Origin of the sequence: Methylopila henanensis (genome assembly GCF_042681025.1) — a bacterium.
Taxonomy (GTDB): Bacteria; Pseudomonadota; Alphaproteobacteria; order Rhizobiales; family Methylopilaceae; genus Methylopila; species Methylopila henanensis.
In genome coordinates this window covers 43255-57490 of sequence record NZ_JBHUER010000011.1, presented here as the reverse complement: position 1 = coordinate 57490, position 14236 = coordinate 43255, and the positions used below count along the sequence as shown (strand labels likewise).

Sequence of the window (14236 nt, the reverse complement as noted above, 5' to 3'; positions counted from 1 at the left end):
CTCCGTCGCCTCGCAGCACCGAAAGCGCTTTCCCCGTTCCAGCGCGCGACTTGGCCGCCTTCTGGCGCGCCACACGCAGCCCCGCCGTTATGGGGATTCCGCGCGGCTTCGACAGGGCGTCACCGCCTCGCGGGCAGGAATTATTTTGTGACATCGGACGGGCGACGGTGGCCTGATGCCACCTCGTCCGCCCGCCGGGCGCGAAAAGCGGCCGCGACGCGCGCTTCGCCCGGCCTTGGCCGCATTCCTCGCCGATTGAGGGCGACCATCCGATCGCCTCGCGCAGCAATGGACCTGATTCGAATGACGACCGGCTTCCGCGCGCCGCTCCTCCTGCTCGCCGTTCTCGCCATGGCGTTCGCGGCCCTGATCGCCGGGCCCGTCGGGGCGCAGACCCCGGCCGCGGCGCCCCAGCCGATCGCCACCATCGACTCCGCCCGCGCCGAGCTCGACCAGATCGAGGCGACGCTGAAGCGGGAAGACCTGAGCGACCAGGAGCTCAGCGCGCTGCGCAACCGCATCGAGCCGCTGTCGGTCGGCGTCGGCGAGGCCGTGGAGCTGCTCGGACCGCAGCTTTCGGCCGCCGACGCCCGACTCGCCCAGATCGGGCCGAAACCTGCGGACGGCGAGCCCGCCGAGAGTCCCGACGTCGCGAAGGAGCGCGACGCCCAGACCGCCGCGCGCCAGAAGGTCGACGAGCAGATCAAGCGCGGCCGCCTGCTGCAGGTCGAGGCCAGCCAGGTCGGCGACCAGATCACCCAGCGCCGCCGCGAGCTGCTCGCCAAGCGCCTGTTCGAGCGCAGCCGCTCGCTGCTCGACCCCACGCTCTGGATCGAGACGGTGACGACCATCCCGCGCGAGGCGCGCAGCGTGCAGCTCCTGGCCTCTGACTGGAGCGCGGTGATCGGGCGCAACCTCTCGCCTTCGTCGATCCTCGCCGCGCTGGGGTCGATCCTGGCCGCGCTCATCCTGCTGCTCCCCGGCCGGCGCTGGCTCGCCGACCTCGGGCAGCGGCTCGTGGTCGAGCAGATGCCGAAGACGCGGCTGCGCCGGTCGTCGACCGCCATGCTGGTGGTGATCGCCTCCACGCTCGCGCCCGCCCTCGCCATGCTCTCGCTCTACTGGGGCCTTCGGATCGCCGGGTGGCTGCCCGAGCGCGTCGCGCCGCTCGCGGTCGCGGCCGTCTGGGCGGCCGGCTTCCTTGGCCTGACCCACGGGCTGATGCGCGCCTTCCTGACGCCCGGCCGCCCCTCGTGGCGCCTGATCGAGCTGTCCGAGAACGCGATCGCCGAGATCAAGAACCAGCCGATGTGGTGCGCGCTGGTGTTCGTCGTCGGCCGGCTGTTCGACCGCTTCAACGATATGATCGTGGCGAGCCTGTCGGCCTCGATCGTCGTCAGCGGCGTGTTCGCCGTGGCGAACGCCGGCACCTTCGCGCTCGCGCTCCGGCGGGTGCGCGCGGCGGAGCGGCTCGAGGACGCGGAAGCCGCAAGCCAGGGCCAGAGCGCCGACCGCTTCGGCGGCCCGTTCGCGCTGCTGCTGCGCCTGCTCGCCTGGGTCGCGGTCGCGACCGTGCTGCTGTCGGCCGCCACCGGCTACATCGCCTTCGCCCAGTTCCTCGCGAACCAGGTGATCTGGATCGCGGTGGTGCTGTCGCTGCTGTTCCTGCTGCTGGTGTTCGTCGACGACCTGCTGTCGACCGGCCTGTCGGCGGACACCCCCCTCGGCAAGGCGATCAGCGGCGCGACCGGCGTGCGGGCGGAATCGCTGGAGCAGATCGGCGTGGTGCTGTCGGGCGTCGCCCGCGTGGCGCTGATCGGCGTCGCGGCGATCATCCTGCTCGCGCCATGGGGCCTCGAATCCACCGACGTGTTCTCGTGGCTCCGCTTCGCCGTCAACGGCGTCCGCGTCGGCGACATCAACATCTCGATCGCAGGCGTCCTCGGAGCCGTGCTGCTCGTCGTCCTCGGCTTCGCGCTCACCAAGATCGTGCAGCGCTGGCTCGACCGCGACCTGCTGCCTAAGACGCGGATGGACACCGGCCTGAAGGCCTCGATCAACACCGGCGTCGGCTATATCGGCGGCATCACCGTGATCGTGATCGCGGTGTCCTATCTCGGCTTCAGCCTCGACCGCCTCGCGATCGTCGCCGGCGCGCTGTCGGTCGGCATCGGCTTCGGCCTGCAGGCGGTGATCTCGAACTTCGTCTCGGGCGTCATCCTGCTGGCCGAGCGTCCGATCAAGGCCGGCGACTGGATCGTCATCGGCTCCGACCAGGGCAACGTCCGGCGCATCTCGGTGCGCTCGACCGAGATCGAGCTGTTCGACCGCTCGACGCTGATCGTGCCGAACTCCGACTTCATCACCAAGAGCGTCAAGAACGTCACGCACGGCAACCCGGTCGGCCGGGTGCAGATCGAGCTGACGATCGCGGCCGACGTCGATCCGGCGGAGGTGAAGAAGCTGCTGCTCGCGACCGCGAAGGCGCATTCCTCGGTGCTCGCCTTCCCCGAGCCGCAGGTGTTCTTCAACAGCCTCGGCAAGGCCGACAACACGTTCGCGCTGTTCGCGAGCGTGGCGAGCCCGCGCCAGGCCTCGAGCGTGAAGAGCGACCTCAACTTCGCGCTGGTGAAGGCGTTCAAGGCCGCCGGCGTCGCGATCGGCGGCGCCGCCGCGCCGAGCCTGCCGGAGGCGGTCGACCGCGTCGGCGAGGTGCTGGCGCGGCTGTCCCGTCCCGTGCCCGGCCTCGAACCGGCGCCGCCCCACGACGCCTCCCGCGCGCCGCTCAGCGACGAGCCGCCGGCCGAGCCGCAGGCAACGAAGTCTTAACCGCGGCGGGGCTGAACCTGCCCGCCCCATCCGCCGCCAAGGAACGCCCCATGGCCCCCACCGCCTCGCGCGCCACGGCGCTCGCCGTCCTTCTGGGCGCCCTCGCCGGCTGCTCCAGCGGTCCGGTCGCGCCGCCCCCGTCCTCGACGCCGAGCGTCTACCAGAGCATGTCGAAGCCCGGCGCGGTCCTCGACCGCCGGGCGGCGGCCGACATGATCTCCGACCTCCGCCGCGCCAACGGGCTGCCGCCGGTCACGCTCGACCCCGCGCTAAACCGCTTCGCCGACGAGCAGGCGCAGGCCATGGCGCGGGCGGACAAGCTCAGCCATTCGGTCGCCGGCACGCTGAAGCAGCGGATCGCGCGCTCGGGCTACCGCAACGGCGGCATGGTCGAGAACGTGGGCGCCGGCCACGACACGCTCGCCGACGCCTTCGCGGGCTGGCGCCATTCCCCGTCCCACCTCAGGAACATGCTGGCGCCGAAGATGACGCGCGTCGGCATCGCCGCCGCCCGCGCGCCGCACTCCCGCTACGAGGTATTCTGGGCCATGGCGATGGCGGATCCGAACGATCCGCGGCCGGTCGTGGCCGGCGGAGCGCCCGCCGGCGCGTCAGGCCCGGCCGCGCCGCCCTTCCTGTTCGGCGGCGGCAACTGAGCTCAGCTCCCCGGCCGCTCAGTCGAGCGGCGCGCCGAAGCGGCCGACGCCCGGCAGGTTGATCGCCGGACGTCGCAGCTCGACGCCCGCGACCGCGCCGAGAATGTTGAGCTCGAAACCCTCGTACCAGCCGATCGTCACCCCGGCGTAGCCGCCGAGCGTCAGCCGCAGGCCGGTCTTCGACGGCGTCAGCGCGATCCAGCGGCCGTCATGCGGATAATCCTTGCCGACCGCCGTCGTCGGCAGCTTGGCCTCGAGCTCCGGCGCGGCCGCCATCACGGCGGCGACGAAGGTGTTGGAGTTCGGCCCCGGCCAGGCGCGGTAGTCGCCATAGGCGCTGTGCGCGTAGCCGGCGATCGCCTTCCGGATCTTGGGAATCGCCGCCTCGGCCAGCGCGCCGTCGGCGGCGAACACCGTCTCGGGGACGCGCCCGAACCAGCGGCCGTCGGCGACGAAGCCGTTCACCCGGATCGGCTCGCCCCAGGCGGTGTAGTCGTAGCGTTCATAGGCGTCCGCGCCTTTCGGCTTCACGACGATCCAGCAATGGGTGGCGAAGATCCCGCGCCAGCGCACGGTGCGGGCGGCGAACACCCGCACGACGGCCTCGGGTTGCTCCGCCGCCGGCCGGAGCAGACCGGCGCTGGAGCGGTCGGCCGTGCTCCAGTCGCGATGGCGGTCGCCGAGCGCGTAGAGCGCCGCCGACACCGCGATCGGGGCGAGGAACAGCACGACGAAGGCGAGCGAGGCGATGCCGAGAACGCGCAGGATCATGGAACGGAGGGCTGGAACGTGGCGGGCTTGAGCCGGAGATAGGCCTCAGGCCCGGCGCGCGGTAGCGTCGGCTCCGATTCGTGACCGCGGCGCGCAGCCGCATCCGGCGAAAGGCGCGAAGACAACATGCACGCGCGCAACGCGCTTTTCCTCGCGCCGCTCGTGGCGCTGGCTCTGACCGGCTGCGCCGGAGACCCGCGGCCGGCGCCCCCGCAGGCCGCGGCGGCGGCCACAAGCACCGCGCGCTACGCCTGCGACGATGGCGGCTTCCTGTCGATCCGGTTCCTTCCGGACGCGGCCGCCGTCACCATGGTCGACGGCTCCACCGCGACTCTCGCCAGGCGGGCGGCCGCCTCAGGCCTCTGGTACGCGTCGGGGGATTTCGAGCTTCGCGGCTCCGGCGACGTCGCCGTCTGGACCGCGCGGGGCTCGCGGCCGACCTCGTGCCTCGCGACCTGACCTCAGGCCGGGGAGAGGACGCCCGCAGCCGGCGCGCTCTCGCGTCGCGAGGCGGCGATGACGCAGCGGCCCTTGCCGGCCATCTTGGCCTGGTAGAGCGCGGCGTCCGCGGCGTCGAGCAGCATCGGCACACTGTCGCCGTTCTCCGGCACCAGCGCGACGCCCACGCTGACGCCGATCCGCACGCTCACCCCGTCGCCGAGGTCGTAGGGCGCTCCGATCTCGCGGATCAGCCGCTCGCCCAGCAGCGAGGCCTTGGGCGCCTCCACGTCGCGGGCGATCACCACGAACTCGTCGCCGCCGATGCGCGCCGCCACGTCGCCGGAGCGGAGCAGCCGCTTGAGCCGCTCGGCGGCGATGGTCAGCAGGCGGTCGCCCTTGGCGTGGCCATGGGTGTCATTGACGCTCTTGAAGCCGTCGAGATCGAGATAGAGCAGCGCCAGCCCGTCCTCCGACCGGCCGCCGCTGTTGTCGATCGCCCGCATCAGGCCGAACCGGTTGGACAGGCCGGTCAGAACGTCGTGGCGCGCCTGATGGGCGTGCTCCCGCTCCGCCCGCATCGTGGCGACCAGCAGAGCGTTCAGCTTGTAGCCGGCCATGCGCATGCTGATGAGGTAGAACGGGATCTGGATGAAGGTGACGAACATCACCGGCTCGCCCGAAAACGGCGCCGCGAGGCAGGTGGGCCCGAGAGCCAGGATCGTCATGACGGCCGACAGGCGCGGCGCGCCGAAATTCCGGAAGCAGATGCCGCCGACCATCGCCGCCGCCGACATGCAGGCGATCGTGGAGGCCACCCAGTCGCCGCTCAGCAGCGTGATGAAGGCGCCGAAGCCCACGCTCGCCGCCCACAGGCAGCCGAGCGCGAGATAGAGGTCGGTCGGGGTCTCCCGGCCCTCCGCCGCGCGGCGGAACGAGGCCAGCAGCACCGCGAGCCGCACCAGGCAGAGCGCCACCTCGACCCCGAGCCACGTCAGGAACAGCGTGTGCGGAAGCCGGTAGGCGATGATGGCCGCGACCATGATCGAGTTGACGACGCCGCCCGCGAAGATCGGCAGGGTGCCGTGCAGGCTGCGGATCAGGTCGTGCCGGATGTCGACGGGAACGTCCGGGCCGGGATAGGCCAGCCACCGCGTAGCGGGCCACCGGGGCAGGCTGAAGACGCTGGTATCGCTGCGCATGAACGTCGGGATGCCAGAGTCAGGGGTTTGCCGGACTTCGAGCTTGTGCACCGCCGCATAACGGGCGAACCGATCGTGATCAAGCGTAAAGAACAAGAAATGCTCGCGCTATGAGCCGTAATGAAAATGACGGCCGGGCCTCGGCGCGGCGAGAGGAGGAGCATCCATGACGGAACGTTTGCGTGAGCGCGGCCCGGAGCCGCTGATGCCGGGCTTCCGCCTGCTGGACGCCGACGTCGGCGACGGCGTCACGATCCGGGCGGCGATCGCGGGCGACGGGCCGCCGCTCCTGCTGCTGCACGGCCACCCGCAGACCCATGTGACCTGGCGGAAGATCGCGCCGGCGCTCGCCCGCCGCTTCACGGTGATCGCGCCCGACCTGCGCGGCTACGGCGACAGCTCCAAGCCCGCCGGCGGCGGCGACCACGCCGCCTATTCGAAGCGCGCCATGGCGCGGGACCAGGTCGCGCTGATGCGCCTGCTCGGCCACGAGCGGTTCCCGGTCGTCGGCCACGACCGCGGCGGCCGCGTCGCGCACCGCATGGCGCTCGACCATCCGTCGGCCGTCGAGCGGCTCGCCGTGTTCGACATCGCGCCGACGGCGACGATGTACGCCCGCGCCGATCGGGCCTTCGCAACGCAGTATTTCTGGTGGTTCTTCCTCATCCAGCCGGCGCCGCTGCCCGAGCGGATGATCCTCGCCGACGTCGAGTTCTTCCTGCGCGAGCACGTCGAGCGGCAGAACAAGATCGCCGGCGCGACCGAGCCGGAGGCCTTCGCGGAGTATCTGCGCTGCTACCGCTCGCCCGAGGGCGTCCACGCGGTGTGCGAGGACTACCGCGCGGCGGCCTCGATCGATCTCGAACACGACGCGGCCGACGCCGACCGCCGCGTGGAGGCGCCGCTGCTGGCGCTGTGGGGCGCGCGCGGCGTGGTCGGGCGCACCTACGACGTGCTCGCGACCTGGCGCGAGAAGGCGCTGGACGTGCGCGGCGGCGCGCTCGACTGCGGCCACACGCTGCAGGAAGAGCTTCCGGATGAAACCCTTGAGCAGATCGAGGCGTTCGTCTTGCGCGAACAGTGAAACGAAATGGAAAGCCGAAGGCGCGCGCCGACGGTCGCAGTCATGACCGTGCGGCGGGACGGGCATGCGTAGACTTAAGCGCATCCGCCGCCCATATCGGGAACGACGAACGGCCATTCACCGTTCTTTAAGCGTAACCGCTAAAATCTTACGGACTGCAAGGACCCTCGGGGCCGTCGGTTTCGTTTGGCAGGTATGCGATGCAAGACGGGACGAAACAGATGCTCGACCTTCACGTTCAACGCGAGATCGGCGACCGGCTGAGAAAGTCGCTGCCGCAGCAGACCGGGCAGGAACTGCCCGGCAAGCTCGCCTCGCTGCTCGACGACCTCCGCCGCATGGAGCGGCCGCGCGACCGCCAGCGCTGAGCGCGGCTCACAGCCCCAGCGCGCAGCGCGCGGCGAGACGTCCGAGAAAACCCTCGAGCGCCGCCAACTGGCTTTCCTCCAGAAACTCGTCCGCCGTATGCGCCTGGCGGATCGACCCCGGCCCGCAGACCACCGTCGGAACGCCGGCCGCCTGAAAGTGTCCGGCCTCCGTGCCATAGGACACCGCGAAGGCCCGGTTCTGGCCCGCGAGCTGGAACGCCAGCGTCTCCGCCCGCGAGCCCGGGTCCGGCGCGAGGCCCGGAACAACGCCGACCAGCTCCGTCGCGATCGCAGCCTCCGGCGCGGTGAGGCGCATCGCCGGCAGCAGTTGCTCCTCCGCGAAACGCGCGAGACGGTCCGCCGGCTCGTCCTCGTCGATGCCCGGCAGCCCGCGGAAACCCCACGAGATCCGGCAGCGCTCCGGCACGATGTTCGCCGCCGAGCCGCCCTCCACCACCCCGACCGTGACCGTGGTCTCCGGCGGATCGAACCGCCCGGACGGATCGCCCGCGATGGCGAAGGCCTCGCGCATGCGGTCGAGCTCGCCGATCAGGCGGCCCGCGGCGATCACCGCGTTCGCCCCGAGCTGCGGCATGCTGGCGTGCGCGGCCCGGCCCGTGACCACCGTCTCATAGGCGAACACGCTCTTGTGGGCGTCGACCACCCTCATCTCGGTCGGCTCGCCGACGACGCAGAGCAGCGGCTTCGGCAGATCGAGCCCGAAGCGCGCGATGGTCGGGGCGACGCCGGTGCAGCCGGTCTCCTCGTCATAGGAGAACAGCAGATGGACCGGCGTCCGCAGGCCCGCGCGAAGCAACGCCGGCACGGCCGCGAGCGCGCCGGCCAGGAAGCCCTTCATGTCGCACGCGCCGCGGCCGTAGAGGCGGCCGTCGCGCGCCGTCAGCCGGAACGGGTCGGCGCTCCAGCCGGAGCCGTCGGCCGGCACCACGTCGGTATGGCCCGAGAGCAGCACGCCGCCGCAGTCGGCCGGGCCGATGGTGGCGAATAGCGCGGCCTTGCCCGGATCGGACGGGTCCGGCGTCCGGACCGAGGCCACGCCGGCGGAGGCCAGCAGCGCCTCGACATAGGCGATGAGCGCGAGGTTCGATTTGGAGCTGACGGTGTCGAAGCCGACGAGCGCGCTCAGGATCTCCCGCGCGTCGGGATAGGCGGCGGACACGTCCCGGATCAGTGCAGGGTGCGGACGGCGTGCGGGCTTTCGAGCGCGAAGGCCGGGATCGCCACGTCGAAGGGCTGGCCGATGTCCGTCTGCATCTGGTAGCTGCCGACCATGATGCCCGACGGCGTCGGGAGCGGCGCGCCGCTGGTGTAGGTGTAGGACTGGCCGGGCGGAAGCAGCGGCTGCTCGCCCACCACTCCCGGGCCCCGCACCTCCTCGATGCGGCCGCGGCCGTCGATGATCCGCCAGCTCCGCGCGACCAGCCGCACCGTCTCCTGGCCCTCGTTCACGATCTCGACCGTGTAGGCGAAGACGTAGCGGTCCTCCTCCGGCGTCGACTCGCCGGGCAGGTAACGCGGCTGCACGGTGACCCGGATCGCGCGCGTGACGGCGGTCCAGCTGTGCTCGGAAGGCGGTTCGGACGCGGGTGATGCGGTCATGATCCCGAGAGCTTAAGCGCCGACGCGGCGGCGGCGTCAACTGCGCAACCGTCGCGGAGGGCCGCCCGCGCTTCGCGACCGCGCTCTCCCGATGCCGACAATGTGCATTCAATACGCCAGGACGCGACGATTTGGCGCAAATCCCCCTTGATCGCCCCTCGACGGTCACATTTACTGGCCCTTGCGAACCGCCGCGACCGCATCTGGTCGACACAAGGCGGGCGCGAGGGAAACGCCGGGACGACAGCGCGGAAAAGCGCGCGTCCGCCAGGGAGGTCTGCAATGACAAAAACCAGCGGCGCCACAGGTGCGCCCGAAACCGGACGAAGCCGGCGACGCTTTCTCGTAGCCGGCGCCGCGGCGGTCGCCGGAGGCGTCGCGGCGCCGTCCGTCGTCCGCGCGCAGGCGGCGGTGCGGCTGAAGTTCCAGTCGACCTGGCCGAACAAGGACATCTTCCACGAGTTCGGCTCGGACTTCGTGAAGCGCGTCAACGAGATGGGCGCGGGCCGCATCCAGCTCGACCTGCTCCAGGCCGGCGCGGTGGTGCCCGCCTTCCAGCTTCTGGACGCGGTCAACTCCGGCATCCTCGACGGCGGCCACGGCGTCTCCGCCTACTGGTACGGCAAGAACAAGGCCTTCTCCCTGTTCGGCACCGCGCCGCCCTTCGGCTGGAACGCCAACCAGCTTCTGGGCTGGATCAACTACGGCGGCGGCCAGCAGCTCTATGACGAGCTGATCCAGGGCGTGCTGAAGCTGAACGTGAAGGGCTTCCTCTCCGGCCCGATGCCCTCCCAGCCGCTCGGCTGGTTCAAGAAGGAGATCAAGACCGCCGAGGATCTCAAGGGCATCAAGTACCGCACGGTCGGGCTCTCGGCCGACGTGTTCAAGGAGCTCGGCACCGGCGTCACCATCCTGCCGGGCGGCGAGATCGTGCCCGCGATCGACCGCGGCCTGATCGACGGCGCCGAGTTCAACAACCCGTCCTCGGACAAGGTGCTGGGCTTCGCGGACGTCTCCAAGATCTACATGGTCCAGAGCTACCACCAGGCGCTCGAGAGCTTCGAGATCCTGTTCAACAAGCGGAAGTTCGACGGGCTTCCGGCCGAGGTGCAGGCGATCATCAAATACGCCGCCGAGGCCGCTTCCGCCGACATGTCGTGGAAGGCGCAGGACCGCTACTCCAAGGACCTGCAGGCGCTGAAGGACGCGGGCGTGAAGGTGGTCCCGACCCCGCGGCCGGTGCTGGAGGCGCAGCTCGCCGCCTGGGACAAGGTGATCGCGGCCCAGACCGATCCGTTCTTCCAGAAGGTGATCGAGAGCCAGAAGGCCTGGGCGAAGCGGGTCGTCGGCTTCTCCCAGGAATACGAAGTCGAGACCAAGCTCGCCTACGACCACTTCTTCAAGCAGGCCTGAGCAGTCGGGGGGGACGGCCGTCGTTTCGGGCCAGCCGTCCCTCCCATCGATCCCGTCATACCCGGCGCGGCCGGGCGTCCACGGCTTCGACGTCAGACGGCGTCGGAGAGATCGCGGACGTCCGGAAGCGTGGGACTGACGGCTGAGGATCCAGCGTCCGCTTCGGGGAAAACCGCATGCAGTCCTATCTTCTCGCCGTCGACCGCTTCAACGCGGCCGTGGGCAAGCTGTTCGCGTGGTCGATCGTCGTCCTCACCTTCGTCATCGTCTACGAGGTCGTGTCGCGCCGGCTGATGGGCGCACCCACGACCTGGGCGTTCGACGCCAGCTACATGCTGTACGGCGTGCTGTTCATGATGGCGGGGGCTTACACGCTCTCGCGCAACGGCCATGTCCGCGGCGACTTCCTGTACCGGCAGTGGAAGCCCCGCACCCAGGCCGGCCTCGACCTCGCGCTGTACGTCCTGTTCTTCTTCCCCGGCATCCTGGCCATGGTCTACGCCGGCTGGGTGTTCTTCGACCTGTCGTTCCAGACCGGCGAGACGAGCTCGTTCTCGCCCGACGGCCTGAAGCTGTGGCCGTTCAAGCTCGTGATCCCCATCACCGGCGTGCTGATGACGCTGCAGGGCGTCGTCGAGGTCATGCGCTGCGTGATCTGCCTCAGGACCGGCGAGTGGCCGCAGCGCCTGAGCGACGTCGAGGAGACCGAGCAGCTCATCCTCGCCGAGGCGGCGGCCAATCAGGTCGCCATCGACCCCAAGAAGATCGACGTCGACGAGGCCAAGATATGAGCGCGTTCGTTTCCGATCCGGCGATGGGCGTGATCATGCTCGCCCTGTTCGTCGTGCTGCTGCTGCTGGGCTTCCCGATCGCCTTCACGCTCATGGCTCTGGGCGTCGCCTTCGGCTACTACGCCATGGGCGACACAGTGTTCCAGCTCTTCGTGCAGCGCGCCTACAGCGTGATGTCGAGCGACGTCCTGATCTCGGTGCCGCTGTTCCTGTTCATGGGCTATCTGGTCGAGCGCGCCAACATCCTCGACCGGCTGTTCCGCTCGATCCAGCTCGCCGCCGGCGGCCTGCCGGGCTCCCTCGCGCTCGCGACGCTCGCGACCTGCGCGCTGTTCGCGACCGCGACCGGCATCGTCGGCGCGGTGGTGACGCTGATGGGCCTGCTCGCCTTCCCCGCCATGCTGCGGGCCGGCTACGACACGCGGCTGTCGGCCGGCGTCGTCTGCGCCGGCGGCTGCCTCGGCATCCTGATCCCGCCGAGCGTGATGCTGATCCTCTACGGCGCCACCGCCGGCGTGTCGGTGGTGAAACTCTACGCGGCCGCGTTCTTCCCCGGCCTGATGCTCGCCGGGCTTTACATGGTCTACGTGATCGTGCGCGTGCTGATCACGCCGTCGCTCGCGCCCAAGCTGCCGCCGTCCGAGCGCGCCGCCTCCTACTGGACGGTGATGTGGGCGCTCGCGACCTCGTTCCTGCCGCTCGCCATGCTGATCTCGGGCGTGCTCGGCGCGATCATCGGCGGCTACGCCACGCCGTCCGAGGCCGCGGCGATCGGCGCCTTCGGCGCCATGCTGCTGGCGATCGCCTACCGGCAGCTGACCTTCGCGAAGCTCAGGGAGTCCGTCTACCTCACCGCGCGCGCATCGGCGATGGTGTGCTGGCTGTTCGTCGGCTCGTTCGTGTTCTCGGCGGTGTTCGCCTATCTCGGCGGCCAGTCCGTGGTCGAGAACTTCATCATCGGGCTCGACCTCACGCCGATCCAGTTCCTGCTGCTCACCCAGCTCATCATCTTCGTTCTGGGCTGGCCGCTGGAGTGGACGGAGATCATCGTGATCTTCCTGCCCATCTTCCTGCCGCTGCTCAGCCACTTCGACATCGACCCGCTGTTCTTCGGCATTCTGGTGGCGCTGAACGTGCAGACCTCGTTCCTGTCGCCGCCGGTCGCGATGGCGCCGTTCTACCTTAAGGGCGTCGCGCCGAAGCACGTCTCGATCAACGACATCTTCGCGGGCGTAATGCCGTTCCTGTTCATCGTGCTGTTCTCGATGCTGCTCTACTACACCTTCCCGGCGATCGGCCTGTGGCTGCCGAACTACATGTACGGCGGCGGGGCGGGGTAAGCGCGGCCGGTCATGCCAGACGTAATCCCGGACGGCCGTGAGGCCGATCCGGGATGACGCGTTACGGCGCGGCCCTCAGGTCTCGGAGCTGTCGCCGGCCTCGTCGAGCGCGACGACCTCTTCGGCCGAAAAACCGTACTTCGTCGAGCAGAAGTCGCAGGTCACCTCGATCGAGCCGTCGTCGAGGCGCATGTCGCCACGCTCCTCGACGGAGAAGCTCTTCAGCATCCCGCGCACCCGGTCCTGCGAGCAGCGGCAGGCCTCGCGCACGCCGCGGCTCTCGAACACGCGGATCTCGCGCTCGTTGAACAGCCGGATCAGCAGCCGCTCCGGTGCGAGCGTCGGATCGATCAGCTCGTGGTCCTCGACGGTGGCGACCAGCGTCTGGGCCTCCACCCAGGCGTCGTCCTCAGGCGTCGCGTCGAGGACCGCGTCCTCGGGCGCGTCGCCCGGGTCGAGATCGGGCGCGCGCATGCGCTCCGGCGCCTCGGGCAGGAACTGGACGATCAGCCCGCCGGCCCGCCACGAATGGCGCGCTCCGGCCTCGAAGCTTTCCGCCACCGCGAGGCGCACCTTGGTCGGGATCTGCTCCGACTGCTGGAAATAGGTGTGCGCGGCGTCCTCCAGCGAGCCGCCCTCGAGCGCGACCACGCCCTGGTAGCGCGACATGTCCGGCCCCTGGTCGACGGTCAGCGCGAGATGGCCGCGGCCGAGCAGGGCGCCGGCGTCGCGGAGGCCGTCCAGCCGGTCGGCGTCGAAGCGCGCGCAGGCGCGCACCTTGTCGGGCGCCTCGAAGTCGACGACCAGCATGCCGACCGGACCGTCCGAACGGGTCTGGAGCTGGAAGCGGCCGTCGATCTTGAGCGCGGAGCCGAGCAGCACGGTGAGCGCCACCGCCTCGCCGACGAGCTTCGACACCGCGGGCGGATAGGCGTGGCGCTCCAGCACGGCGTCGATCGACGGCCCGAGCCGCACGACGCGCCCGCGCACGTCGAGCTCCTCGATCTGGAACGGCAGGATGCGGTCGTCGCCGTCCTCGCGGAGGGCGGAAAGGGCGTGATCGGTCATGATCGCGACTATGTAACGATTGCGAGCCGCGAGCGGAAGATGGGTCCGATCTTTACGCGAGACGACGGGCGTAGAGGCGGTAGGCCATGGCGAACAGCGCGCCGCTCAGCGCGATCGCATAGGCGCCGATCCACCACGTCAGCACCACGGCGCCGATCACAGGGGCGGCGGCAAGGAGGACGCCGAAGAGGATGGACGCCACGCCGCCAAGCGCAAGCCAGGCCCGACCGTGCTCCGCCCCGAACCAGACGGCAGTCAGGACCATCATCACGCCGGACACAAAGGACCAGAAGGCCAGCACCAGAACGAACACGAGCACCGTGAGGCCCGGCCAGAGCAACGCCGCGGCCGCGGCCGCGAGGCTGACGACGCCGCCGAGCAGAACGGGCGCCCAACGGCGCCACCCGGCGCCGTTTCCCACGCCCCGCGCCGCCAGATAAAGCTCGGTGAAGCCGTCGGCCGCAGCGTAGATGGCGAAGAGGAGCACCAGAGACAGCATGGTCGCGCCAGGCCACAACAGGGCGACAAGGCCGAACAAAAGCGCGAACAAAGCGCGCAAGGCCACCAGCCACCAGTGCTGGGCGAACGGTCGGGCGATCGATTCCGCCCATTTGTGCGCGTAATCCGACATCGCTCCTCCTCATGCCACAGGACGC

The 14236-nt window shown here is 70.3% G+C and carries 14 protein-coding genes; 8 read left to right on the top strand and 6 right to left on the bottom strand.

Translation table 11 applies throughout. The features are described 5' to 3' along the window. Window positions 1-303: 303 nt before the first annotated feature. Together ACFSCV_RS17220 and ACFSCV_RS17215 are read left to right on the top strand one after the other, a co-directional pair. Window positions 304-2829 carry a DUF3772 domain-containing protein gene (locus tag ACFSCV_RS17220; protein ID WP_378800816.1) on the top strand — a complete coding sequence of 842 codons (2526 nt, stop codon included), beginning with the start codon at window positions 304-306 and terminating at the stop codon, window positions 2827-2829. 50 nt (window positions 2830-2879) lie between these two features. Further along, complete coding sequence (locus ACFSCV_RS17215) at window positions 2880-3485, top strand: CAP domain-containing protein (RefSeq protein WP_378800815.1); 606 nt, start codon at window positions 2880-2882, stop codon at window positions 3483-3485. Window positions 3486-3503: 18 nt separating this feature from the next. On the opposite strand, the gene ACFSCV_RS17210 is transcribed toward ACFSCV_RS17215, so the two are convergent. Continuing rightward, window positions 3504-4256 carry a DUF3750 domain-containing protein gene (locus ACFSCV_RS17210; RefSeq protein WP_378800814.1) on the bottom strand — a complete coding sequence of 251 codons (753 nt, stop codon included), beginning with the start codon at window positions 4254-4256 and terminating at the stop codon, window positions 3504-3506. Between the two features lie 126 nt (window positions 4257-4382). On the opposite strand from ACFSCV_RS17210, the gene ACFSCV_RS17205 reads away from it, so the two are divergent. Next, window positions 4383-4715, top strand: coding sequence for an MliC family protein (locus tag ACFSCV_RS17205; RefSeq protein WP_378800813.1), 333 nt, complete (start codon window positions 4383-4385; stop codon window positions 4713-4715). 2 nt (window positions 4716-4717) lie between these two features. On the opposite strand, the gene ACFSCV_RS17200 is transcribed toward ACFSCV_RS17205, so the two are convergent. Next, window positions 4718-5896, bottom strand: coding sequence for a diguanylate cyclase (locus ACFSCV_RS17200; RefSeq protein ID WP_378800812.1), 1179 nt, complete (start codon window positions 5894-5896; stop codon window positions 4718-4720). Window positions 5897-6062: 166 nt separating this feature from the next. Between ACFSCV_RS17200 and ACFSCV_RS17195 the strand changes: the two genes are divergently transcribed. Both ACFSCV_RS17195 and ACFSCV_RS17190 read left to right on the top strand, forming a co-directional pair. Continuing rightward, on the top strand, window positions 6063-6980 hold the full coding sequence (locus ACFSCV_RS17195) for an alpha/beta fold hydrolase (RefSeq protein WP_378800811.1): 918 nt from the start codon (window positions 6063-6065) through the stop codon (window positions 6978-6980). 221 nt (window positions 6981-7201) lie between these two features. Further along, complete coding sequence (locus ACFSCV_RS17190; protein ID WP_378800810.1) at window positions 7202-7348, top strand: hypothetical protein; 147 nt, start codon at window positions 7202-7204, stop codon at window positions 7346-7348. A 7-nt stretch (window positions 7349-7355) separates the two neighbouring features. On the opposite strand, the gene argE is transcribed toward ACFSCV_RS17190, so the two are convergent. Both argE and apaG read right to left on the bottom strand, forming a co-directional pair. After that, a complete protein-coding gene (gene argE, locus ACFSCV_RS17185; RefSeq protein WP_378800809.1) occupies window positions 7356-8528 on the bottom strand; it encodes an acetylornithine deacetylase in 1173 nt (390 codons plus the stop codon). Window positions 8529-8536: 8 nt separating this feature from the next. Continuing rightward, entirely contained in the window at window positions 8537-8968 is a 432-nt protein-coding gene (apaG, locus tag ACFSCV_RS17180) for a Co2+/Mg2+ efflux protein ApaG (RefSeq protein WP_378800808.1), read from the bottom strand. A gap of 282 nt (window positions 8969-9250) precedes the next feature. On the opposite strand from apaG, the gene ACFSCV_RS17175 reads away from it, so the two are divergent. From ACFSCV_RS17175 to ACFSCV_RS17165, 3 genes are all read left to right on the top strand, one after another. Beyond that, on the top strand, window positions 9251-10381 hold the full coding sequence (locus ACFSCV_RS17175) for a TRAP transporter substrate-binding protein (RefSeq protein ID WP_378800807.1): 1131 nt from the start codon (window positions 9251-9253) through the stop codon (window positions 10379-10381). Between the two features lie 176 nt (window positions 10382-10557). Beyond that, window positions 10558-11172: a TRAP transporter small permease subunit gene (locus ACFSCV_RS17170; protein ID WP_378800806.1), complete on the top strand. Its 615-nt coding sequence runs from the start codon at window positions 10558-10560 to the stop codon at window positions 11170-11172. Continuing rightward, window positions 11169-12512 (top strand): TRAP transporter large permease, encoded by a 1344-nt coding sequence (locus ACFSCV_RS17165; protein WP_378800805.1) that lies wholly within the window; start codon window positions 11169-11171, stop codon window positions 12510-12512. The genes ACFSCV_RS17170 and ACFSCV_RS17165 overlap by 4 nt, the downstream gene beginning before the upstream one ends. Window positions 12513-12587: 75 nt before the next feature. On the opposite strand, the gene ACFSCV_RS17160 is transcribed toward ACFSCV_RS17165, so the two are convergent. Both ACFSCV_RS17160 and ACFSCV_RS17155 read right to left on the bottom strand, forming a co-directional pair. Further along, window positions 12588-13583 (bottom strand): Hsp33 family molecular chaperone, encoded by a 996-nt coding sequence (locus tag ACFSCV_RS17160; protein ID WP_378800924.1) that lies wholly within the window; start codon window positions 13581-13583, stop codon window positions 12588-12590. 49 nt (window positions 13584-13632) lie between these two features. Beyond that, on the bottom strand, window positions 13633-14211 hold the full coding sequence (locus ACFSCV_RS17155; protein WP_378800804.1) for an HdeD family acid-resistance protein: 579 nt from the start codon (window positions 14209-14211) through the stop codon (window positions 13633-13635). Between the last annotated feature and the right edge of the window lie 25 nt (window positions 14212-14236).